Raw genomic sequence first — 23,801 nt, forward strand, 5'->3', positions numbered from 1 at the left:
GCTCCGTTAGTTAAACCATGCGCCGAGCGGCAGGGTCACGTCCAGCAGGCGGTCGAAGGCGTACCAGAGTAAAATGCCCAGTACGACCCCGGAGATCCCCGCCGCAGGCAGCGAGGCGTTAAACAGTATGCCAATCACCATCGTCAGCAGGGCGGTGGCAATCGGGAAGCCGAGCCACTCAAAGCCCCACGCATACATCAGCAGAACAATTACCATTACCAGCAGACGTTGCAGCGTACGGCGTGGCGGCCACTCCACGGTATCCGGATGGCGCAGCAGCAGCGCCACCGAGCAGAGCAGCATCAGGCCGACAATGCCGACGGGGAAGGGGCGTGGCCCCACGGGTTCATAGCTGTATTCACTGTGGATCTGCCAGGCGACGAACATGCCGCCAATGCAGAGCAGCAGCCAAATCCCGGCAAAAATGCGATCGCTCATAGCGCCTCCGGTTATTTCGCCAGACCAAAGGCTTTCGCCTGATCGCGGTAGTCATTCACCTGTTTTTTGACATACTCGTCCAGCTGCTTGCCGTTCAGGTTGAACTCAAACAGCCCGCGCAGATCGCGTTGTTTTTTGAACTCCTCGGTTTGCTGAAGTTTTGCAAAGGTATCCACCCACCACTGGTACTCGGCGTCGGTCACTTTTGGCCCGACGAAGAAGCCGCGGATGAGCGGCCAGACCAGGTTATAACCCTGCTCTTTGGCGGTTGGAACGTCTGCCAGCTGGCCCGGCAGACGGTTTTCCGAGAAGACCGCCAGCACGCGGATCTTATCCCCGCTCAGGTAGGGCACCATTTCGCTGAGATCGCCCGATACCGCCTGGACGTGATTGCCCATCAGCGCCGTCACCGGCTCGCCGCCGCCTTCAAAGGCCACGTAACGCATCTTGTGCGGATCCACTTTGGCCTGCTGCGCCAGCAGCGCGGCTTTCATCCAGTCCTGGCTGCCGATAGAGGCGCCCGCGCCAATGACCACGCTGTTCGGATCTTTTTCCATGGCGGTCAGCAGATCTTTCAGGGATTTCCACGGAGAGTCCGCGCGCACGGCGATCATGCCGTAATCGGTGCCTACGGTGGCGAGCCAGCGCACGTCATTCACGTCATAACGACCAAATTTCCCCTGCGACAGGTTCAGCAGCGAACCGCCGGAGAAGGCCACCACGGTGCCCGCTTCGGCGGGGCGCTGCGCGACGATGGCGTTATAGGCTACCGCGCCCACGCCGCCGGGCATGTAGGTAACGCGCATCGGTTTCTCAATGGCCTTCGTCTCCAGCAGGCTGACCTGAATCAGCTTACAGGTCAGGTCGAAGCCGCCGCCGGGTTTGGCCGGGGCGATACATTCGGTACGGGATGGCGCGTCCTGCGCCTGGACGACAGAGGCACTCAACAGCAATACGCTTGCAGCAAGGGTAGAAAGTAATTGTTTTTTCATCGTTTATCCTCACGCCGGAGAACCGGGAGTACGGGTACGGGTGTATTTTTTCTGATTATGTGAACCACCTTGTAGCGGTTCCGTTGCGTGATTGTTAAAACAATAACCTTTCATTTCCCTTTCACTGCGACACCAACTTTACAGGATGTGATATGCGTCTCTTACTGGCGGAAGATAATCGTGAGCTGGCTCACTGGCTGGAAAAAGCGCTGGTACAAAACGGATTTGCCGTGGATTGCGTTAACGATGGACGGGCGGCCGATCATCTTTTGCAGGGAGAAAACTATGCCGTCGCGATCCTTGATATCGGCATGCCCGGCTTCGACGGGCTGGAGGTGGTGCATCGCCTGAGAAAGCGCGGGCAGACGCTGCCGGTGCTGTTTCTTACCGCCCGCAGCAACGTTGCAGACAGGGTGAAGGGGCTGAATGCCGGGGCGGATGACTACCTGCCGAAACCGTTCGAGCTGGAGGAGCTTGATGCCCGCCTGCGCGCGCTGCTGCGCCGCAGCGAAGGACGAACCCAGGAGCGCCAGCGGCTGGGAGAGCTGGAGTACGATGATGAAGGCTTTTTTCTGCTGCGCGATGAATCCCTTTCCCTCACGCCGCGCGAACTCTCTTTGCTGAAGGTGCTGATGCACCGCCGGACCCGTCCCGTCTCCCGGCAACAGCTTTTCGACCAGGTGTTCAGCCTGAACGACGACGTCAGCCCCGAGAGCATCGATCTCTATATTCACCGCCTGCGCAAGAAGCTGACCGGCAGCGGGGTGCGGATCACCACCCTCCGGGGGCTGGGCTACGTGCTGGAGTGCGGCGATGAAGTGGGTTAAGCCGCAGTCGCTTTACCTGCAACTTTTGCTTTTTCTGGGTTTGCCGCTGCTGCTGTTATGGGGGCTGTCAGCCTTTAACAGCTACGTTAGCGCGCTACAGGCGGCGACGCAGGCCTATGACCGCACGCTGTTATCCTCGGCGCGCACGGTGTCAGAGCGGCTGGTGGTGCACAATGGTAAACTCCAGGTGAACGTGCCGTGGGTCGTGCTCGACAGCTTCGAGCTGAACATGAACGATCGCCTCTATTACAAGGTCGTGGACCCTGACGGGCGGACGATCTCCGGCTACGACGATCTGCCGAATATGCCTCCCTCCACGTCGCGCACTACACACTATCCGGCGCTGGCGTGGTTTTATCATACCGAGTATCGCGGGCAGGCGATCCGCGTGGCGAAGCTGCTCCAGCCGGTTAACGAGGACAGTGTGTTCGGGATGGCGGAGATCTACGTCGCCGAAACGTTGCAGTCGCGGCGCTATCTGGCCACTCAGCTGCTGTTTTCCTCGCTCGTGTCGCAGGGGCTGCTGGTGCTGCTGACGCTGGTCCTGACCGCGTGGCTGCTGCGTCGTGTGCTGCGCCCGATGCGGCAGCTCTCTTCGCTGATGGTGCGCCGTGAGCCCGGGCTGCTGGCCCCGCTGCCGGAGCTGCTGCCCTGGTCGGAAACGCGGCTGCTGATTGTGGCATTTAACCGCTATATCGACAGGTTGCGCGGCGTACTTTCGCGGCAGGCGCGCTTTAACGCCGACGCCTCACACCAGCTCAAAACGCCGCTGGCGGTGCTGAAAACCCAGGTATCGGTTGCCCTGACGCGTAACGATCCGGCGCTGTGGCAGGAGAGCTTACGGGCGATGAACGTCACGCTGGATAACACCATCGTGCTGACGGAAAGGCTGTTGCAGCTTTCGGCGGTGAAGCGAAAAGAGCAGGGGGAGCGACAGTTTGCGCCTGTCGATCTGGTACAGGTGGTGCAAAACTGCTGCTTTTCCCGGCTGGCGCAGGCGCGCAGCAAGGGTATCGATCTCGGTTATGACGGCGTACAGCAGCCGGTAATGATTGAGGGGGATGACGTGTTGCTGGGCGAACTTTGCGCCAACCTGCTGGAGAACGCGATCAAATACACACCGGAGCAGGGCGTCGTGACGGTGTACTTGCGCACGGCTAACGATGCCGTTGAGCTGAGCGTGGAGGACAGCGGACCGGGCATTGCTGAAGACCAGATCTCCCAGGCCATGCTGCCGTTTCATCGGCTGGATAACGTGGGCGATGCCGCCGGGTCCGGCATTGGCCTGGCGCTGGCTAACGATATTGCCCGCCTGCACCGCAGCCATCTTCAGCTGATGCCCAGTGAAAATCTGGGTGGGCTGAGCGTGAAAATGCGCTTTCTGATGCTGGTATAAATGCCGATATTATCAAATCGTTACAAACTAATTGCCCGCCGCACGCGGAGTCCATTGATCACACAGGCAGTCAGGTTAAAATCTCGCGGTTTTGGACATCTCTGAATAAATTGTGCGGGATCACGACAATGAAAAAAGTGGCATTAATGGGCTTAAGCGGCCTGATGTTTGTTTCAGCAGCGGCAAACGCAATTTCCTTCAACGGCTCGGCGGGACAAGATTATACCCATCTGGGCTTTGGTCTTGGCACGGATAGCGCAGGCCTGGCAATGACCGGCGGCTGGACGCACAACGACGACGATGGGGATGCGGCAAGCCTGGGCCTCGGCTTCAACGTGCCGTTGGGTCCCTTCCTGGCGACCGTCGGCGGTAAAGGCATTTACACCAACCCGAACGACGGCGACGAAGGCTACGCGGCGGCAGTGGGTGGCGGCTTGCAGTGGAAAATTGGCGACAGCTTTGGCCTGTTCGGTGAGTACTACTACTCCCCGGATTCCCTCTCCAGCGGTATCGACAGCTATCAGGAAGCTAATGCCGGCGCGCGCTGGACCATCATGCGTCCGATCACCATCGAAGCGGGCTATCGCTATCTGAACCTGGCCGGTAAAGACGGCAACCGCGACAACGCCCTGGCAGACGGTCCGTACGTCGGCGTTAGCGCCGGTTTCTAATCCTCTCGGCGCGGCGTTCAGTCGCGCCAGTTTCTCTCTTCCCACGGTCTTCGATTGCGCTATAGTGTTTTGACCATTGAAATGGGAGAACACAATGATAAATGTGGAAATGTTATCCACTGGCGACGAAGTGCTGCATGGGCAAATCATTGATACCAATGCCGCCTGGCTTGCCGATCTCTTCTTTGAGCAAGGATTACCGTTAACGCGCCGCAACACCGTAGGTGACAATCTTGAGTCGCTGGTCAACGTTCTTCGCGAGCGCAGCGAACGCTGCGATGTGCTGATTGTGAACGGCGGGCTGGGACCCACCAGCGACGATCTCAGCGCGCTGGCCGCTGCCACGGCCAAAGGCGAAGGCCTGGTCCTGCACGAGGCGTGGCTGGCGCAGATGGAGCGCTTTTTCTCCGGGCGTGGCCGCGTGATGGCCCCCAGCAACCGCAAGCAGGCTGAAATTCCCGCCAGCGCGGAACTGATTGATAACCCGGTTGGCACCGCCTGCGGGTTTGCCGTTCAACTGAACCGCTGCCTGATGTTCTTCACCCCGGGCGTGCCGTCGGAATTTAAAGTGATGGTCGAGCAGCAGATCCTGCCGCGCCTGCGCGCGCGCTTCACGCTGCCTGAACCGCCGCTGTGCCTGCGTCTGACCACCTTTGGTCGCTCGGAAAGCGATCTGGCCCAGAGCCTCGATCACCTGCAACTGCCTCCCGGCGTGTCGATGGGCTATCGCTCCTCCATGCCGATTATTGAACTGAAGCTGACCGGACCGGCGTCAGAGAAAGCCGCCATGCTGGCGCTGTGGCCGGAAGTGCAGCGCGTCGCCGGGGAAAGCCTGATTTTCGAAGGAACGGAAGGGCTGCCGGCGCAGATCGCAGCGCATTTGCAGTCCCGCCAGTTGAGCGTGACGTTAAGCGAGCAGTTTACCGGTGGGCTTCTGGCGCTTCAGCTTACCCGGGCGGGTGCGCCGCTGCTGGCCAGTGAAGTGGTGCCGTTCCAGCAGGAGACGCTGGCGCAGACGGCGCGCTGGGCGTCCGAGCGCAGAGTGAAGCATTTCGCCGGGCTGGCGCTGTTTGTGGGCGGGCTGGATGAGGAGCACCTCAACTTTGCCCTGGCAACGCCGGAAGGGACGCACGCCCTGCGGGTCAGGATGAGCATTACCCGCCACAGCCTGGCCGTGCGTCAGGAGGTGTGCGCGATGATGGCGCTGAACATGCTGCGCCGCTGGCTGAACGGGAAAGAGGTCGCCAGCGAGCACGGCTGGATCAACGTCGTCGAATCGCTGTTCGTGGAGTGAGAGTGTGCCGGGGCCGTGTCCCCGGCAACGGTTACGCCAGCGCTTTTGCCAGCAAGGTAATGGGATGTTCACAGCGTTTGCTGGTGGACATCTCGATCTGCCACTTGCAGGTTTCGCAGTCCGTCACCACGATATCTGCGGCGCTCTCTTCAATCTGCCGGAACAGCGGCGCGCCAATGGCCTGTGACGTTGGGTAGTTTTCACGCTTGAAGCCGTACGTGCCTGCGATGCCGCAGCAGCGTGAGTCCAGCACCGTCAGCTCCAGCCCGGGGATCAGCCGCAGCAGCTCAAGCGTATAGATCGACCAGCCCATCTTCTCCATATGACATGGCGTGTGATACACCACCTTCAGCGGCAATTTGCCCAGCGGTAACGTCTGCCCGCTGTCCAGTTTGCGCCAGAGAAAACGGGTCGCCAGCTCAATGTGCTCGCGCAGGCCGGTGTTATCCACCTCCAGCAGATGCGGATATTCATCGCGCAGCGTGAAGGTACAGGTTGACGACGTCGCCAGTACCGGTATCCGTTTGTCGACGATCGCCTCACGTAAAGAGGTGACGTTGCTGCTCGCCTGCTTGCGCGCTTTGTCGATGAAGCCGTTGGCAATCAGCGGAACGCCGCAGCACTTTTCTTTGCTCAGCAGCTGAACGCCCGTTCCCATGGCGTTCAGCACTTTCAGCAGGTCTTTCCCCAGCTGCGGATGGTTGTAGTTCACGTAGCAGCCGTGGAAGAAGGCGACCTGCTCAGCGAACTGCGCCTGTTCTGCTGCCACGGATTTATACCAGCGGCGGAAGGTGCCGTGAGAATATTTCGGCAGACTGCGGTGATGGTCGATTTTGAGCGTCGCATCCAGCAGCCTGCGCACCGGCTTCAGGGCGGTGGCGGCATTGACGACCGGCGCGAAAGGCGTCGAGAGGCTACCCATCAGATCGGTGTGGCTCAGTATCGCGTCACGCAGCGTCGGTTTTTGCGTACTGTAGCGGGCGCGGGCGCGCTGGATGATATCGCCTATTTTCACGTCCGACGGGCAGGCAACTTCGCAGCGTTTGCAGTTGATGCAGTATTTCAGCGCCTCGTCGTAGAGCGCGCCATCCTTCAGGCGCAGACGTTCCCCGTCGGGACCGGCCTGTTTCGGGCCGGGATAGCGCGGATCGACGCCGCTGACCGGGCAAACCGTGGTGCAGACCGTGCATTTGATACAGCTTTCAAATCGGGTGTCGTTCATTGTGCTCCCTCCCTGCGCTGGATAATCTGCTCCGCGACATACAGCGCGGTGACGGCGCAGACGCCGCCACCGCAGCCCTGCGCCACGGGATCGTACCCGCCCAGAACCGAGCCGATGGCGTAAAGATTTTCAACCGGTTCCCCGCCCAGCCGCGGGCGCAGTTGGCTGTCGACGATCACGCCGAACTGCTGCCAGGGCTGCGGGGTGAAGAAATCGCTTTGATACCAGTCCGCGCGGGAAGCGCTTTGCCGGACGTCCAGACCGAGGATCGCCTCACGCACGCCATCCCGGCTGCTCAGCAGACCGTTACTGAAGAAACTGCCGCTTGCCAGCACCGTATAGCGTGCGCGAAGCGGGATGTCGCCGTGGTTGCGGGTCCAGATTTCGCTTACCGCGCCCTCAGCCAGGGTGATTTTTTTCACCTCGTCGCCTGCCATCCAGACGCCACCCTGGGCAACAAACTGACGCTGAAGCTGGGTGTGCAGACGAATGCCGGGCACGGAAGGGGGGAGCGTCGGCAGTAAACCGAGCGTACAGGGCAGGCGCGCCGAGAGCCAGCGCCAGAGCCGGTTGTCCGTTAAGCCAAAACAGGCGGGCATAAACAGGGCGTCGCAGGTCTCGCCGAGCGGTTGAAGCGCCGCGTACAGCTGCGGCCAGTAACTTTCATTATCCAGCAGGCGGGCAATGTTCACCGCACGAAACTCGCTGGGGTTTTCGCGCAGCACGTCGAGTTCAGGGAGGTCAATCTCCGCCGTATCCACCTGAACACCCTGCTGTCTGAGAGACGCGACGGCCAGATGCGGCTGGAAATCGAGGAAGCCGCTGATCCCCACCACCCGCACGCGCTCGGCAGCGATGGGGGCGACAGGCACCTCTTCCGGGCTAAGCCAGGCGGCGCGCAGGGTGCCGAGCGGCGTGACGCGCTGATGATTTTGCTCGGCGTCACCCTGCATGCGTGCGCCGCAGGTGGTGAGCAGGTGTTCGGTTTCGCAGGCAAAGCGGGCCATATTCTCTGCGCCCGTCAGGCGGTAGGGATGTTCAGGCGGCAGATCGGCGAACGATAGCGCGCCCAGTAAATCCAGCGAGCCGGAGGAGAAGTGCAGGGCACTCTGACCGCGAGTAACAATGGCGCAGCGCAGACCCCGCTGCGTCAGTTTGAGGCCGCACAGCAGGCCCGCCAGCCCCCCACCCACAATCACGGTATCAAATTTCATGGTTGTGCTCCTTCTCCAGACCGCAAAGCCCCTGATAGACCCAGCGGGTAAACTCGCTTTCGCGCAGGGCATCGCCCCAGGCGACGGGCTGAATGCCTTTCCAGCGCTCGTTTAAAAAATCGCTGAGCTGGGCAAGCGACTGGGTTGACGTGGTGGCGTGAAAACGTTGCAGCAGCCCGGCGGCACGGCAGGCGCACAGCTCCCCCTGACAGGTGCCCATCCCGACGCGCGTGCGGCGGCGTAAATCGAGCAGGTTGTTCACCGTCAGGTTTTCCACGGCATACTGCACCTCGCCTGCGGTCACGGCTTCGCATTCGCACACCAGGCTGCGGCTGAGTCGCCCTTCACCGAGCCAGGTTGGGGTGCGGTCGCCGTGGCGGTAAATCGCCGAACCGCGAAGCGGGGCAGGGAGTGAAATGATCTTGTGCAGCGTTTTTTCTGTCGATTGCTGCGAGCCGGGCAGAGCCTGTTCCGCCGTCACGCACGGCGTGGTGTTGCCGAGCTTACGGCAGATGGCATCGGTGGCCCACTGGGCCATCAGCCGGTAGGTCATCAGCTTGCCGCCGGTAATGGTGATAAACCCGTCCATGCCGTCGCGTTCGGCGTGATCGAGCAGCACGATGCCGCGGCTGACGTTACGCCCGCTCGGATCGTTATCGCTGGCGACGAGGGGACGCACGCCCGCGTAGGCACGCAGAATACGCGTCTGCGCCATCACCGGGGCCAGCTTTTCCCCTTCGCGCAGCAGGATATCCACCTCTTCAGCGGTGACGCGGTTGTAATCAATTTCGCTGTAGTCCACATGCATTGAGGTCGTGCCGATTAACGAAATGGTGTCCCCCGGCACGAGGATATCGGCGTCAGACGGTTTACGGCAGCGGTTGATGACATGGTTATTGATGCGGTGGTCGAGGATCAGCAGCGAGCCTTTCGCCGGGAACATGCGCACCGACAGGTCCGCGTATTCCGCGATGCGCTGGCCCCAGATCCCCGCCGCGTTGACCACGACGGCGGCATACAGCTCGCGGTGCTCGTTGTACTGCGCATCAAACACGCGCACTCCGCGCACGGTATTACCTTCACGAATAAGCCCGGTGACGTGATGCCCGGTCAGGATCTGGGCGCCATGTTCCCGCGCGTCGAGCATATTGGCGGCGGTCAGGCGGAAAGGATCAACGGTTCCGTCCGGTACTTTTACCGCGCCCAGTAACGCCGGGTTTACCGAGGGTTCAAGACGGCGCGCCTGCGCAGGATCGATCGCCTCGGCCTGAATGCCTGCCGCCGTGCAGGCGGTGATAAAGGTTTGCTGAAAGCCGAGGTCATCTTCTGGAAGGGTGATAAAAAGACCGTTGGTCGGTTCAACGCAGTGGCGGGCGATGCGCCTGAGGATCTGGTTTTCAGCGATACACTCGCGTGCTGACTCAGCGTCAGTGACCGCATAGCGGGCGCCGCTGTGCAACAGACCGTGATTACGTCCCGTCGCGCCGGTGGCGATATCGTGGCGTTCCAGAAGCGTGACGCTCAATCCCCGCAGGGCGCAGTCGCGTGCGATGCCGGCACCCGTCGCGCCACCGCCAATGATAATCACATCGCTGAAGCGTGGATCGTGAATTGTCATTGCCTTTCCTCTATGTTCGTTTTTTAGCATTTAGCCACATTGATCGTGTGGTTTGTTTGATTTCGAACATAAACGCGCGAAATTCGAAAGTGAAACGTGATTTCATGCGCTTTTTTGCGCATTCTGTCATATTTCTGTAACAATCTGTGCGTTGATTCACAGTAACATTCACCGTGATTTCTTAACATCGCCGCCTCTGTAGCCGGGCGCGAGATGCCCGGTCATTTTTTGAAAGGCCACGGAGGCTGTTATGCTCAGTATCTTTAAACCTGCGCCACATCGGGCGCGACTGCCAGAGGCAGAGATTGATCCTCTCTACCGCCGTCTGCGTTGGCAAATCTTCCTCGGGATCTTCTTCGGGTATGCGGCGTACTATCTGGTACGTAAAAACTTTGCGCTCGCCATGCCGTACCTGGTGGAGCAGGGCTTCTCTCGCGGCGATCTGGGATTTGCGCTGTCGGGGATCTCCATCGCGTACGGTTTTTCGAAGTTTATTATGGGGTCGGTGTCGGATCGTTCGAATCCGCGCGTGTTCCTGCCCGCCGGTCTGATCCTCGCGGCAGCGGTGATGCTGTTCATGGGCTTTGTGCCGTGGGCGACCTCCAGCATTGCCACCATGTTCGTGCTGCTGTTCCTCTGCGGCTGGTTCCAGGGGATGGGGTGGCCGCCATGCGGACGCACCATGGTTCACTGGTGGTCACAGAAAGAGCGTGGTGGAATTGTATCGGTCTGGAACTGTGCGCATAACGTCGGGGGCGGGCTTCCGCCGCTGCTGTTCCTGCTGGGGATGGCCTGGTTCAACGACTGGCACGCGGCGCTCTACATGCCTGCCTTTGGCGCCATTCTGGTGGCGATTATCGCCTTCGCTCTGATGCGCGACACCCCACAGTCCTGCGGCCTGCCGCCGATTGAAGAGTACAAAAACGACTACCCGGATGATTACAGCGAGAAGCACGAAGAAGAGCTGACGGCAAAGCAGATCTTCATGAAGTATGTGCTGCCAAACAAGCTGCTGTGGTACATCGCGGTGGCGAACGTATTTGTCTACCTGCTGCGTTACGGCATCCTCGACTGGTCGCCAACCTACCTGAAAGAGGTGAAGCACTTCGCGCTGGATAAATCCTCCTGGGCCTATTTCCTGTATGAATACGCGGGCATTCCCGGCACGCTGATCTGCGGCTGGATGTCGGACAAAGTGTTTAAGGGCAACCGTGGGGCGACGGGCGTGTTCTTTATGACGCTGGTCACCATCGCGACGGTCGTTTACTGGCTTAACCCGCCGGGGAATCCGGGTGTGGATATGGCCTGTATGATCGTCATCGGCTTCCTGATTTATGGTCCGGTTATGCTGATTGGTCTGCATGCCCTGGAGCTGGCGCCGAAGAAAGCGGCAGGCACGGCGGCAGGCTTTACCGGTCTGTTTGGCTACCTCGGCGGTTCGGTCGCTGCGAGCGCCATCGTCGGCTACACCGTCGACTTCTTCGGCTGGGATGGCGGCTTTATGGTGATGATTGGCGGCAGCGTGCTGGCTGTTCTGCTGCTGGTTGTTGTGATGATTGGTGAAAAACGTCACCACGCCGAAGTGCTGGCGCGTCGTCAATAAGGAGCATTGCGATGAAATTAACTCAGTTAGCGACAGGTCTGCTGCTGGCGGGCCTGATGACAAGCTCCGCGCTGGCGGCGGATAAGATCGTGATCGCCCACCGTGGCGCCAGCGGTTATCTGCCGGAGCATACGCTGCCGGCAAAAGCGATGGCCTATGCCCAGGGCGCGGATTATCTGGAGCAGGATCTGGTGATGACGAAGGACGACCAGCTGGTCGTTCTCCATGACCACTATCTTGACCGCGTGACGGACGTGGCGGAACGTTTCCCGGATCGCGCCCGTAAAGATGGTCGCTACTACGCCATCGACTTCACGCTGGCGGAGATCCGCTCGCTGAAGTTTACCGAGGGCTTCGAGATTGAAAACGGTAAGAAAGTACAGGTCTATCCGGGACGTTTCCCGATGGGCAAGTCTGACTTCCGTATTCACACCTTCGAAGAGGAGATCGAGTTTGTTCAGGGGCTGAACCACTCGACAGGCAAAAATATCGGTATCTACCCGGAAATCAAAGCGCCGTGGTTCCACCATCAGGAAGGGAAGGACATTGCCGCGAAGACGCTGGAGGTACTGAAAAAGTACGGCTACACCAGCAAGCAGGATAAGGTTTTCCTGCAATGTTTCGACGCCGCGGAACTGAAGCGCATCAAAACCGAGCTGGAGCCGAAAATGGGGATGGATCTCAATCTGGTGCAGCTGATTGCGTATACCGACTGGAATGAAACCCAGGAAAAACAGCCGGACGGGAAGTGGGTGAACTACAGCTACGACTGGATGTTTAAGCCGGGCGCGATGAAGCAGATTGCGCAGTACGCCGACGGCATCGGGCCGGATTACCACATGCTGGTGGCGGAAGGCTCAACGCCGGGTCACGTGAAGCTGACGGCGATGGTGAAAGAGGCGCATGCGAGCAAGATGCAGGTGCATCCGTATACCGTACGCGCAGACCAGCTGCCGGAGTATGCGACGGACGTGAATCAGCTTTACGACGTGCTGTATAACCAGGCGGATGTGGACGGGTTGTTTACGGATTTCCCGGATAAAGCGGTGAGCTTTTTGAAGGATAAACGCTGAAATTGCCGGGTGGCGGCTGCGCCTTACCCGGCCTACGAACTGCGGTTTTGTAGGTCGGGTCAGCGAAGCGCCACCCGACATAATTACATCTCGATCTCAATATCGCCTTTTGCCCGGCAGCAGCAGGGCAAAATCTCCCCTTCACTGATAAAGGCCAGCGGTTCGGTCAGCCAGTCTACCTGGCCTGCGACCAGACGGCAGCGGCAGGAGCCGCAGTAGCCTTCACGACACTGGTACTCTACTTCTACCTGATGCGCTTCAAGCGCCACCAGCAGAGAAGGGTGCTCTTCCTGGCACAACACCTCTGTACCAGAAAGGCTCAGCGTTACGCGGCTCATCAGAGCTGGAAATCGCTCAGGTCGTCGGTGTTGACTTCAGAATCAATCTGACCGACCAGATAAGAACTCACTTCCACTTCCTGCGGCGCAACCTGCACGTTATCGGACACCAGCCAGGTGTTGATCCACGGAATCGGGTTAGAGCGCGTCTGGAATGGCAGATCGAGACCCACAGCCTGCATGCGGATGTTAGTGATGTACTCCACGTACTGGCACAGAATGTCTTTGTTCAGGCCAATCATGGAGCCGTCGCGGAACAGGTAGTCTGCCCACTCTTTCTCCTGCTGGGCGGCCAGCACGAACAGATCGTAGCATTCCTGCTTGCACTCTTCGGCAATCGCAGCCATTTCCGGGTCGTCCGCGCCGCTGCGCAGCAGGTTCAGCATATGCTGGGTGCCGGTCAGGTGCAGGGCTTCGTCACGGGCGATCAGGCGGATAATTTTGGCGTTACCTTCCATCAGCTTGCGCTCGGCAAAAGCGAAGGAGCAGGCGAAGCTTACGTAGAAGCGGATTGCTTCCAGCGCGTTGACGCTCATCAGGCACAGGTACAGCTGCTTTTTCAGGGCCCGCAGGTTTACGGTAATGGTTTTGCCGTTCACGTTATGCGTGCCTTCGCCCATCAGATGCCAGTAGCTGGTCATCTCGATCAGCTCGTCGTAGTAGTGCGCAATGCCTTCCGCGCGCTTCTGGATCTGCTCATTGGTGACGATATCGTCAAACACCACCGCCGGATCGTTCACGATGTTGCGGATGATGTGGGTGTAAGAGCGGGAGTGGATCGTCTCGGAGAACGCCCAGGTCTCTACCCAGGTTTCCAGCTCAGGAATCGAGATCAGCGGCAGCAGCGCCACGTTTGGACTACGACCCTGGATGGAGTCCAGCAGCGTCTGGTACTTCAGGTTGCTGAGGAAGATGTGCTTTTCGTGTTCCGGCAGCGCCTGGAAATCGATACGGTCGCGGGAAACGTCAACTTCTTCCGGACGCCAGAAGAAGGAGAGTTGCTTTTCAATCAGCTTTTCGAAGATGTCATATTTTTGCTGATCGTAGCGTGCCACGTTGACCGGCTGGCCGAAGAACATCGGCTCTTTGAGCTGGTCGTTTTTCGTCTGTGAAAAGGTGGTATATGCCATTGCGGTGAGTCCTGTGGTGTTATTTCCCCTCACCCCGGCCCTCTCCCACAGGGAGAGGGGGAAAGAGTTCCCTCTCCCTGTGGGAGAGGGTTAGGGTGAGGGAATTTATTAGATCTTACATGCGCCGCTTTCGCAGCCATCGTCCTGAATTGACGGCACCAGGTCGTCCTGGGCGTCTTCCGCACCATCACGGGTGTTGTGATAGTACAGCGTTTTCACGCCAAATTTGTAGGCGGTGAGCAGGTCTTTCAGCAGTTGCTGCATCGGAACCTTGCCAGACGGGAAGCGCGTTGGGTCGTAGTTGGTATTGGCAGAGATCGACTGGTCGATAAACTTCTGCATGATACCCACCAGTTGCAGATAGCCGTCGTTGTTTGGCATTTCCCACAGCAGCTCGTAGTTGTCACCCAGCGTTTCGTAATCCGGCACCACCTGACGCAGCACGCCGTCTTTCGACGCTTTGATGCTGACGTGGCCGCGCGGTGGCTCAATACCGTTGGTGGCGTTGGAGATCTGCGAAGAGGTCTCGGACGGCATCAGGGCAGAGAGCGTGGAGTTACGCAGGCCGTGAGTTTTAATGGACTCGCGCAGGCCTTCCCAGTCGAGGTGCAGCGGCTCGCTGACGATCGCATCCAGATCTTTTTTGTAGGTGTCGATCGGCAGAATGCCTTTCGCGTAGGTGGTTTCGTTGAACCACGGGCACGCGCCTTGCTCTTTCGCCAGCTCGTTAGAGGCTTTCATCAGGTAGTACTGAATCGCTTCGAACGTCTGGTGCGTCAGATTGTTGGCGCTGCCGTCGGAGTAACGCTTGCCGTTTTTCGCCAGCCAGTAGGCGAAGTTGATCACGCCGATACCTAAAGTGCGACGGCCCATTGCGCCGCGTTTTGCCGCCGGGATTGGGTAATCCTGGTAATCCAGCAGGGCGTCGAGCGCACGAACCGCCAGCACCGCCAGCTCTTCCAGCTCGTCCAGGCTCTTAATCGCACCCAGGTTGAACGCGGACAGCGTACAGAGCGCGATTTCACCGTTTTCGTCGTTTACGTCTTCCAGCGGTTTGGTCGGCAGGGCGATCTCGAGGCACAGGTTGGACTGGCGCACTGGTGCAACCACCGGATCGAACGGGCTGTGGGTGTTGCAGTGGTCAACGTTCTGGATGTAGATACGGCCGGTAGAAGCACGTTCCTGCATCATCAGGGAGAACAGATCGACCGCTTTCACGCGCTGCTTGCGGATGCTGTCGTCTTTTTCATATTTGGTGTACAGACGTTCGAACTCGTCCTGATCGGCGAAGAACGCGTCGTACAGGCCCGGGACATCGGACGGGCTGAACAGGGTGATGTCTTCCCCTTTCAGCAGACGGGTGTACATCAGCTTGTTGATCTGCACGCCGTAGTCCATGTGACGCACGCGGTTGCCTTCCACGCCGCGGTTGTTTTTCAGAACCAGCAGGCTTTCCACTTCCAGGTGCCACATTGGGTAGAACAGGGTCGCTGCACCACCACGCACGCCGCCCTGAGAGCAGGATTTTACTGCCGTCTGGAAGTGCTTGTAGAACGGAATACAGCCGGTGTGGAACGCTTCACCGCCGCGGATCGGGCTGCCCAGCGCACGGATACGGCCGGCGTTGATGCCGATACCGGCACGCTGGGAGACGTATTTCACGATGGCGCTGGAGGTCGCGTTGATAGAATCCAGGCTGTCACCACACTCGATCAGTACGCAGGAGCTGAACTGACGGGTAGGGGTACGCACGCCGGACATGATTGGCGTCGGCAGAGAAATCTTGAACGTAGAGACCGCATCGTAGAAACGCTTCACGTAGTCCAGACGGGTTTCACGCGGGTAATTAGAGAACAGGCAGGCGGCCACCAGAATATAGAGGAACTGGGCGCTCTCGTAGATTTCGCCCGTCACACGGTTCTGAACCAGGTATTTGCCTTCGAGCTGCTTCACCGCCGCGTAGGAGAAGTTCATGTCGCGCCAGTGATCGATAAACCCGTTCATCTGCTCGAACTCTTCTTCCGTATAGTCTTCCAGCAGATGCGTGTCGTATTTGCCCAGCTCGACCATTTTCACTACGTGATCGTAAAGCTTCGGCGGCTCGAACTGGCCGTAGGCTTTTTTACGCAGGTGGAAAATCGCCAGACGCGCAGCGAGGTACTGATAATCCGGTGCGTCGCGGGAGATCAGATCTGCCGCGGCTTTGATAATGGTTTCGTGGATATCAGACGTTTTGATGCCGTCGTAGAACTGAATGTGAGAACGCAGTTCAACCTGGGAGATAGATACGTTGTTCAGTCCTTCTGCTGCCCAGTCGAGAACTCGATGGATTTTGTCCAGATTGATACGCTCGGTGGTACCGTCGCGCTTTGTCACCAGCAGACTCTGATTCATGTGGGTTTTTACCTGTCCGTGAAATAAAAAAATATCCCCCGCTTATCCACAGAACCGTCTTGTGACTAACTCTGTGGATAAATACTACATATAGGGGTTTTGCGATAAGAAGAACGCTATATGGTGAGTATTCTAGTATCGAATCTTTTCAGCACAAGGGTTGATTTTGACGTTAAATTGAGGTTGTGAAAGGGTAAAAAAGGCTAAGTCCTCGTGCCGTAAGGCCTGGAAGAGATGTCAATAATTAAGAAAAAAAATTCAAAATTTGATCGAGTGCTGATTTCTTCAACGGGAGGTCAGAATTGCGCAACATGATGTCGCGCAATCATTATAAGAATAACGGATGACGTTAGTCGTTTTTGGCGGTTGTGTGCAACATATAGTTAACATCCACACCTGGGGCAAGTTTGAATTTATCCGTCAGCGGATTGTAGTGCAGACCCGTCATGTGCTGCTCCTTAAGCCATGTCTGGTCAACCCAGCCCAGCAGTTCGGCAGGCTTGATGAACTTCTTCACGTCGTGCGTCCCTTTCGGCACCATGCGCAGCACGTATTCCGCGCCTACCACGGCCATCAGCCAGGCTTTGCCGTTGCGGTTGATGGTCGAGAAGAAGACCTGTCCACCCGGTTTCACCAGTTTTGCACAGGCGCTGACCACCGACTGCGGATCGGGAACGTGCTCCAGCATCTCCATGCAGGTCACCACGTCATACTGGTGCGCATGTTTTGCCGCGTGCTCTTCCACGGTTTCCTGGACATATTCTACCTGTACGCCGGACTCCAGCGCATGAAGACGCGCAACCTGTAGAGGTTCGAAGCCCATGTCCAGACCGGTGACGGTGGCCCCTTCACGCGCCATACTTTCCGCCAGGATGCCGCCGCCGCAGCCGACGTCGAGCACTTTCTTACCGAACAGACCGCCGGAACGCTCCGCGATATAGCCCAGACGCAGCGGGTTAATACGATGCAGAGGTTTGAACTCACCTTCGAGATCCCACCAGCGGGACGCCACCGCTTCAAATTTGGCAATCTCTTCGTGGTCAACGTTGTGAGCCACCGGGGATTTTTCGGCATTCATGGGCGCTTTTACTCCTTATTTAGCAAGACAAATGAGTATATCAGGCAATCCCTGTGAATAAAGCGTATAGGTTTACCTGTATCACCGCGGCTGTGTTATAATTTGCGACCTTTGAATCCGGGATACAGTAGAGGGATAGCGGTTAGATGAGCGACCTTGCGAGAGAAATTACACCGGTTAACATCGAGGAAGAGCTGAAAAGCTCCTATCTGGACTATGCGATGTCGGTCATTGTTGGCCGTGCGCTGCCGGACGTCCGCGATGGCCTGAAGCCGGTACACCGTCGCGTACTATACGCCATGAACGTATTGGGCAATGACTGGAATAAAGCCTACAAAAAATCTGCCCGTGTCGTTGGTGACGTAATCGGTAAATACCATCCTCATGGTGATTCCGCGGTGTACGACACCATTGTCCGTATGGCGCAGCCCTTCTCGCTGCGTTACATGCTGGTAGATGGTCAGGGTAACTTTGGTTCTATCGACGGCGACTCCGCCGCGGCAATGCGTTATACGGAAATCCGTCTGGCGAAGATTGCCCATGAGCTGATGGCTGACCTGGAAAAAGAGACGGTTGATTTCGTTGATAACTACGACGGCACGGAAAAAATTCCTGACGTTATGCCAACGAAGATCCCAAACCTGCTGGTGAACGGTTCGTCCGGTATCGCCGTCGGTATGGCAACCAACATTCCACCGCACAATATCACGGAAGTGATCAACGGCTGCCTGGCCTACATTGACGATGAAGACATCAGCATTGAAGGGCTGATGGAACACATCCCGGGCCCGGACTTCCCGACGGCGGCAATCATCAATGGCCGTCGCGGTATTGAAGAAGCGTACCGCACCGGTCGCGGCAAGATTTACATCCGTGCCCGCGCCGAAGTGGAAGCGGACGCTAAAACCGGCCGTGAAACCATTATTGTTCACGAGATCCCGTATCAGGTGAACAAAGCGCGACTGATTGAAAAAATCGCCGAGCTGGTAAAAGAAAAACGCGTTGAAGGCATCAGCGCGCTGCGTGACGAGTCTGATAAAGACGGTATGCGCATCGTGATTGAAATCAAGCGCGACGCGGTGGGTGAAGTTGTGTTGAACAACCTTTACTCCCAGACTCAGCTTCAGGTCTCCTTCGGTATCAACATGGTTGCGCTGCACCATGGCCAGCCGAAGATCATGAACCTGAAAGAGATCCTGAGCGCGTTTGTGCGTCACCGCCGTGAAGTGGTGACTCGCCGTACCATCTTCGAACTGCGCAAAGCGCGCGACCGTGCCCATATCCTTGAAGCACTGGCCGTTGCGCTGGCGAACATCGACCCGATCATCGAGCTGATCCGCCGTGCGCCGACGCCGGCAGAAGCGAAGGCGTCGTTGGTTGCGCGTCCATGGGATCTGGGCAACGTGGCGGCAATGCTGGAACGTGCCGGTGATGACGCTGCGCGTCCTGAGTGGCTGGAACCGGAATTCGGCGTGCGTGACGGTCAGTACTACCTGACTGAACAGCAGGCCCAGGCGATTCTGGATCTGCGTTTGCAGAAACTGACCGGCCTTGAGCATGAAAAACTGCTCGACGAGTACAAAGAGCTGCTGGAGCAGATTGCCGAGCTGCTGCATATCCTGGGTAGCGCAGAGCGCCTGATGGAAGTGATCCGTGAAGAGCTGGAGCTGGTTCGCGATCAGTTCGGCGACGAGCGTCGCACCGAAATCACGGCCAACAGCTCTGATATCAACATTGAAGATCTGATCAACCGCGAAGACGTGGTAGTGACGCTGTCTCACCAGGGCTACGTGAAGTATCAGCCGTTGACCGACTACGAAGCACAGCGTCGTGGCGGTAAAGGCAAATCTGCGGCACGTATTAAAGAAGAAGACTTCATTGACCGTCTGCTGGTGGCCAACACCCACGACACGATCCTCTGCTTCTCCAGCCGGGGCCGTCTGTACTGGATGAAAGTCTATCAGCTGCCGGAAGCGAGCCGTGGCGCGCGCGGTCGTCCTATCGTCAACCTGCTGCCGCTGGAAGCGAACGAACGTATCACCGCTATTCTGCCGGTACGCGAGTACGAAGAGGGCGTGAACGTCTTTATGGCGACCGCGAGCGGTACCGTGAAGAAAACCGCGCTGACCGAGTTCAGCCGTCCACGTTCTGCCGGGATCATCGCGGTGAACCTGAACGAAGGCGATGAGCTGATCGGCGTGGATCTGACCTCCGGTTCTGATGAAGTCATGCTGTTCTCTGCGGCCGGTAAAGTGGTGCGCTTTAAAGAGAACGCCGTGCGCGCAATGGGTCGTACGGCGACCGGCGTGCGTGGTATCAAGCTGGCGGGTGAAGACAGCGTGGTTTCCCTGATCGTTCCTCGTGGCGAAGGCGCAATCCTGACCGTCACCCAGAACGGCTACGGTAAACGTACGGCGGAAAGCGAATACCCGACCAAGTCACGCGGCACGCAGGGCGTTATCTCCATCAAAGTGACCGAGCGCAACGGTTCCGTTGTTGGCGCGGTGCAGGTGGACGACGCGGACCAGATCATGATGATCACCGATGCCGGTACGCTGGTGCGTACCCGCGTGTCTGAGATCAGCGTGGTGGGTCGTAACACCCAGGGCGTTATCCTCATCCGTACTGCGGAAGATGAAAACGTCGTCGGTCTGCAACGCGTTGCTGAGCCGGTGGATGACGAAGAGCTCGACTCTATCGACGGCAGCGTTGCGGAAGGGGATGATGAAATCGCCCCGGAAGCGGACACCGATGATGAAGTAGCGGATGACGCTGACGAGTAACGTCTCCTGACGCATAAAGGGCCGGTTTCCGGCCCTTTTGTTTTGCGCAAGCAGACAAGTGAACGTTGCGACAAGCCGCGTTTACCGCTACCTTAACCACATTCTTTTTGACCCCGACGGCGGAGCCTCGCCCCTTTGAAATACCTCGTCTCCTTTCGTACCACGTTAAAAGTCTCTCGCTATCTGTTTCGGGCGCTTGCGCTACTGCTATGGTTGCTGGTGGCACTGCTCTCGGTGTTTTACATCGTTAACGCGTTACACCAGAAAGAAGCGGAGATCCGCCAGGAGTTTAACTTAAGCTCGGATCAGGCTCAGCGCTATATCCAGCGCACGTCTGACGTGATGAAAGAGCTTAAGTATATTGCTGAGAATCGACTCACGGCGGAGAACGGCATTCTTGCTATCCGCGGTCGGGATGAAAAAACCGAAGTACCTGATTTCGAACCGCTCTTCCCGGACTCCGATTGTTCCGCCATGGGCAAAGCCTGGCGTGGTTCGCTGGAGTCCCTGTCATGGTTTATGCGCTACTGGCGCGATAACTTCTCGGCCGCCTACGACCTGAACCGCGTCTACCTGATTGGCAACGAAAATCTCTGCATGGCGGATTTCGGCCTGCGGGATATGCCCGTCGAACGCGAAGACGCGCTGAAAAGTCTGCATGAGCGTATAGTGAAATACCGCAATGCGCCTCAGGAAGAGCGCGGGAACAACATCTTCTGGATAAGTCAGGGGCCGCGCATGGGCGTCGGCTATTTCTATGCCCTGACTCCGGTTTACCTCGGAAACCGCCTGCAAGCGCTGCTGGGGATTGAACAAACCATCCGCATGGAAAACTTCTTCACGCCGGGCAGTCTGCCGATGGGCGTGACCATTCTGGATGAAAACGGCCATCCGCTCATCTCCCTTACCGGCCCTGAAAACCGCCTGAAGGTGGAACCCAGCTGGATGCAGGAGCGGTCATGGTTTGGCTATACCTCCGGGTTCCGCGAGCTGGTGCTGAAGAAAAGTTTACCGCCATCGTCGCTGAGCATTGTCTACTCGCTGCCGGTGGACAAGGTCCTGGAGCGCATTCGCATCCTGATCCTTAATGCCATTTTGCTGAACATCGCGGTAGGCGTCGCGCTGTTTATGCTGGCGAGAATGTATGAGCGGCGGATCTTTATTCCGGCGGAAGCGGATGCTCAGCGTCTGGAAGAGCATGAGCAGTTTAACCGTAAAATTGTCGCCTCGGCGCCGGTGGGGATCTGCATCCTGCGTACTCAGGACGGGACAAATATCCTCAGTAATGAGCTTGCCCATAACTACCTGAACATGCTCACGCATGAAGATCGCCAGCGGTTAACGCAGATCATCTGCGGTCAGCAGGTTAACTTTGTGGATGTGCTGACCAGCACCCACACCAACCTGCAAATCAGCTTCGTCCATTCTCGCTACCGCAATGAAAACGTGGCCATTTGCGTGCTGGTGGACGTCTCTGCGCGCGTGAAAATGGAAGAGTCATTGCAGGATATGGCGCAGGCGGCGGAGCAGGCCAGTCAGTCGAAATCGATGTTCCTCGCGACCGTCAGCCATGAGCTGCGAACGCCGCTGTACGGCATTATCGGTAACCTCGACCTGCTCCAGACCAAAGAGCTGCCGAAAGGGGTCGACCGGCTGGTGACGGCCATGAACAACTCGTCCAGCCTGCTGCTGAAAATCATCAGCGATATTCTCGATTTCTCTAAAATTGAATCCGAGCAGTTGAAAATAGAGCCGCGCGAGTTCTCCCCGCGCGAAGTGATGAACCATATCTGCGCTAACTACCTGCCGCTGGTGGTGCGTAAACAGCTTGGGCTGTACTGCTTTATCGAGCCGGATGTGCCGCTGACGCTGCATGGCGATCCGATGCGTCTGCAACAGGTCATCTCAAACCTGCTGAGCAACGCCATCAAATTCACCGATATCGGCTGTATTGTGCTGCACGTCTGTCGGGCAGGGGAGTACCTGACCATTCGCGTGCGCGACACGGGTGTTGGCATTCCGGCGAAAGAGGTCGTTCGCCTGTTCGATCCGTTCTTCCAGGTGGGAACCGGCGTCCAGCGTAATTTCCAGGGGACCGGGCTAGGTCTGGCGATTTGCGAGAAGCTTATCAGTATGATGGATGGAGATATCTCCGTCGATACTGAGCCGGGTATGGGCAGCCAGTTCACCATTCGTATTCCGCTCTATTCGGCACACTATCCGGCGAAAACTACGGTCGACGGGCTGAGCGATAAGCACTGCTGGCTGGCGGTGCACAACGCCTCCTTACATGATTTCCTGACCTCAATGCTGACCAGCAGCGGCGTGCGGGTTTCACGCTACGAAGGCCAGACACCGGATGCGGATGACATGCTGATCACCGACGTTGAGCCGGAGCAGGCGTGGGCGGGGCGCGGCGTGGTGATGTTCTGCCGCCGTCATATCGGTATCCCGATTGAGCGTTCGCCTGGGGTATGGGTGCACAGCGTGGCGACACCGCACGAGCTGCTGGGCTTGCTGGCGCGTATTTACAGCGTGCAGCTTGAGGACAGCGACGGCGCGACCGTGCTGGCTTCCCCTGATGAGCTGGCGTCGGTGAACGACGACATGATGATTCTGGTCGTCGACGACCATCCAATTAACCGTCGTCTGCTCGCAGACCAGCTTGGCTCTCTGGGCTATCAGTGTAAAACGGCCAATGATGGCGTGGATGCCCTGAATGTCTTAAGTAAGAACCATATTGATATTGTGCTCAGCGATGTGAACATGCCTAACATGGACGGCTACCGTCTGACGCAGCGTATCCGACAGCTGGGGCTGACGCTGCCGGTGGTGGGCGTGACAGCCAACGCGCTGGCGGAGGAGAAGCAGCGCTGTCTGGAGTCGGGAATGGACAGCTGCCTGTCGAAGCCGGTCACGCTGGATGTACTGAAGCAGACACTGTCCGTGTATGCGGAGCGGGTACGAAAAGCGAGACAATAAAAAAGGCCCGAAAGGGCCTTTTTTATTTCTCCGGCGGCTGTAGGCCGGGTAAGCGCGAGCGCCACCCGGCGTAGACAGCGAAGATCAATCTTTGTCCGTTGCGCTCAGCGTCACGGAAGAGAGATAGTTCAGCAGGGCGATATCGTTATCCACACCCAACTTCATCATCGCGGATTTTTTCTGGCTACTGATGGTTTTAATACTGCGGTTCAGCTTCTTGGCGATTTCAGTAACCAGGAAACCTTCAGCGAACAGACGCAGTACTTCACTCTCTTTAGGCGAGAGACGCTTGTCGCCATAACCACCCGCGCTGATTTTTTCAAGCAGGCGTGAGACGCTCTCAGGAGTGAATTTCTTCCCTTTCTGTAGCGCCGCCAGCGCTTTTGGCAGATCGGTAGGTGCGCCTTGTTTCAGCACAATCCCTTCAATATCGAGATCCAGAACGGCGCTCAGGATCGCCGGGTTATTGTTCATGGTCAGAACAATGATCGAAATGTCCGGGAAGTGGCGTTTAATGTATTTGATGAGCGTGATCCCATCACCGTACTTATCTCCAGGCATGGAGAGATCGGTAATGAGCACGTGCGCATCAAGTTTAGGCAGATTGTTAATGAGGGCTGTGGAATCTTCAAATTCACCGACTACATTCACCCACTCGATCTGTTCAAGTGATTTGCGAATACCGAACAGTACAATCGGATGGTCATCGGCAATAATTACGTTCATATTGTTCATGTATAAGGCTACC

At 57.7% G+C, this 23,801-nt stretch carries 18 protein-coding genes; 8 read left to right on the top strand and 10 right to left on the bottom strand.

Features of this window, described 5'->3' with window-relative positions:
- Window positions 1-6: 6 nt before the first annotated feature.
- Together IM290_RS08165 and IM290_RS08170 are read right to left on the bottom strand one after the other, a co-directional pair.
- On the bottom strand, window positions 7-438 hold the full coding sequence (locus IM290_RS08165) for a tripartite tricarboxylate transporter TctB family protein (RefSeq protein ID WP_003859443.1): 432 nt from the start codon (window positions 436-438) through the stop codon (window positions 7-9).
- Between the two features lie 11 nt (window positions 439-449).
- Window positions 450-1,430 (bottom strand): tripartite tricarboxylate transporter substrate binding protein, encoded by a 981-nt coding sequence (locus IM290_RS08170; RefSeq protein ID WP_193042313.1) that lies wholly within the window; start codon window positions 1,428-1,430, stop codon window positions 450-452.
- A gap of 152 nt (window positions 1,431-1,582) precedes the next feature.
- Here IM290_RS08170 and tctD point away from each other — a divergent pair, with 152 nt between their 5' ends.
- From tctD to IM290_RS08190, 4 genes are all read left to right on the top strand, one after another.
- Window positions 1,583-2,257 (top strand): transcriptional regulator TctD, encoded by a 675-nt coding sequence (tctD, locus tag IM290_RS08175; protein ID WP_193042312.1) that lies wholly within the window; start codon window positions 1,583-1,585, stop codon window positions 2,255-2,257.
- Entirely contained in the window at window positions 2,244-3,653 is a 1,410-nt protein-coding gene (locus IM290_RS08180) for a sensor histidine kinase (RefSeq protein ID WP_023295078.1), read from the top strand. The genes tctD and IM290_RS08180 overlap by 14 nt, the downstream gene beginning before the upstream one ends.
- Window positions 3,654-3,781: 128 nt before the next feature.
- Entirely contained in the window at window positions 3,782-4,324 is a 543-nt protein-coding gene (locus tag IM290_RS08185) for a YfaZ family outer membrane protein (RefSeq protein WP_003859436.1), read from the top strand.
- A 94-nt stretch (window positions 4,325-4,418) separates the two neighbouring features.
- Window positions 4,419-5,618: a nicotinamide mononucleotide deamidase-related protein YfaY gene (locus IM290_RS08190; protein ID WP_017693016.1), complete on the top strand. Its 1,200-nt coding sequence runs from the start codon at window positions 4,419-4,421 to the stop codon at window positions 5,616-5,618.
- Window positions 5,619-5,649: 31 nt separating this feature from the next.
- On the opposite strand, the gene glpC is transcribed toward IM290_RS08190, so the two are convergent.
- Genes glpC through glpA form a run of 3 tightly spaced genes read right to left on the bottom strand, consistent with a single transcriptional unit; the run spans window position 5,650 to window position 9,672 of the window.
- Window positions 5,650-6,840 (bottom strand): anaerobic glycerol-3-phosphate dehydrogenase subunit GlpC, encoded by a 1,191-nt coding sequence (glpC, locus tag IM290_RS08195; RefSeq protein ID WP_193042311.1) that lies wholly within the window; start codon window positions 6,838-6,840, stop codon window positions 5,650-5,652.
- Complete coding sequence (glpB, locus tag IM290_RS08200) at window positions 6,837-8,054, bottom strand: glycerol-3-phosphate dehydrogenase subunit GlpB (protein ID WP_193042310.1); 1,218 nt, start codon at window positions 8,052-8,054, stop codon at window positions 6,837-6,839. Before glpB ends, glpC begins: the two co-directional genes overlap by 4 nt.
- On the bottom strand, window positions 8,044-9,672 hold the full coding sequence (gene glpA, locus IM290_RS08205) for an anaerobic glycerol-3-phosphate dehydrogenase subunit A (protein WP_193042309.1): 1,629 nt from the start codon (window positions 9,670-9,672) through the stop codon (window positions 8,044-8,046). Before glpA ends, glpB begins: the two co-directional genes overlap by 11 nt.
- A 250-nt stretch (window positions 9,673-9,922) precedes the next feature.
- Here glpA and glpT point away from each other — a divergent pair, with 250 nt between their 5' ends.
- Together glpT and glpQ are read left to right on the top strand one after the other, a co-directional pair.
- On the top strand, window positions 9,923-11,275 hold the full coding sequence (gene glpT, locus IM290_RS08210; RefSeq protein WP_193042308.1) for a glycerol-3-phosphate transporter: 1,353 nt from the start codon (window positions 9,923-9,925) through the stop codon (window positions 11,273-11,275).
- A gap of 11 nt (window positions 11,276-11,286) precedes the next feature.
- Window positions 11,287-12,348, top strand: a complete 1,062-nt coding sequence (glpQ, locus tag IM290_RS08215) for a glycerophosphodiester phosphodiesterase (protein ID WP_047719282.1) — start codon at window positions 11,287-11,289, stop codon at window positions 12,346-12,348.
- Between the two features lie 83 nt (window positions 12,349-12,431).
- On the opposite strand, the gene yfaE is transcribed toward glpQ, so the two are convergent.
- The 4 genes from yfaE to ubiG form a co-directional block, all read right to left on the bottom strand.
- Complete coding sequence (gene yfaE / locus IM290_RS08220; RefSeq protein ID WP_003859419.1) at window positions 12,432-12,686, bottom strand: class I ribonucleotide reductase maintenance protein YfaE; 255 nt, start codon at window positions 12,684-12,686, stop codon at window positions 12,432-12,434.
- Complete coding sequence (gene nrdB / locus IM290_RS08225) at window positions 12,686-13,816, bottom strand: class Ia ribonucleoside-diphosphate reductase subunit beta (RefSeq protein WP_032620274.1); 1,131 nt, start codon at window positions 13,814-13,816, stop codon at window positions 12,686-12,688. The genes yfaE and nrdB overlap by 1 nt, the downstream gene beginning before the upstream one ends.
- Window positions 13,817-13,924: 108 nt before the next feature.
- Window positions 13,925-16,210, bottom strand: a complete 2,286-nt coding sequence (gene nrdA / locus IM290_RS08230; RefSeq protein WP_023295072.1) for a class 1a ribonucleoside-diphosphate reductase subunit alpha — start codon at window positions 16,208-16,210, stop codon at window positions 13,925-13,927.
- A gap of 349 nt (window positions 16,211-16,559) precedes the next feature.
- Window positions 16,560-17,288 carry a bifunctional 2-polyprenyl-6-hydroxyphenol methylase/3-demethylubiquinol 3-O-methyltransferase UbiG gene (gene ubiG / locus IM290_RS08235; RefSeq protein WP_006811346.1) on the bottom strand — a complete coding sequence of 243 codons (729 nt, stop codon included), beginning with the start codon at window positions 17,286-17,288 and terminating at the stop codon, window positions 16,560-16,562.
- Between the two features lie 146 nt (window positions 17,289-17,434).
- Between ubiG and gyrA the strand changes: the two genes are divergently transcribed.
- Entirely contained in the window at window positions 17,435-20,071 is a 2,637-nt protein-coding gene (gyrA, locus tag IM290_RS08240; RefSeq protein ID WP_017693022.1) for a DNA topoisomerase (ATP-hydrolyzing) subunit A, read from the top strand.
- A gap of 135 nt (window positions 20,072-20,206) precedes the next feature.
- The gene (gene rcsC, locus IM290_RS08245) at window positions 20,207-23,053 is read left to right on the top strand and encodes a two-component system sensor histidine kinase RcsC (RefSeq protein ID WP_193042307.1); all 2,847 of its coding nucleotides are present in this window, start codon (window positions 20,207-20,209) and stop codon (window positions 23,051-23,053) included.
- Window positions 23,054-23,137: 84 nt separating this feature from the next.
- Here rcsC and rcsB read toward each other — a convergent pair whose 3' ends face one another.
- Window positions 23,138-23,788 (bottom strand): response regulator transcription factor RcsB, encoded by a 651-nt coding sequence (gene rcsB, locus IM290_RS08250; protein WP_003859405.1) that lies wholly within the window; start codon window positions 23,786-23,788, stop codon window positions 23,138-23,140.
- Window positions 23,789-23,801: the final 13 nt, after the last annotated feature.

This window comes from Enterobacter cloacae complex sp. S1 (assembly GCF_014930525.1).
Lineage (GTDB): Bacteria > Pseudomonadota > Gammaproteobacteria > Enterobacterales > Enterobacteriaceae > Enterobacter > Enterobacter hormaechei_C.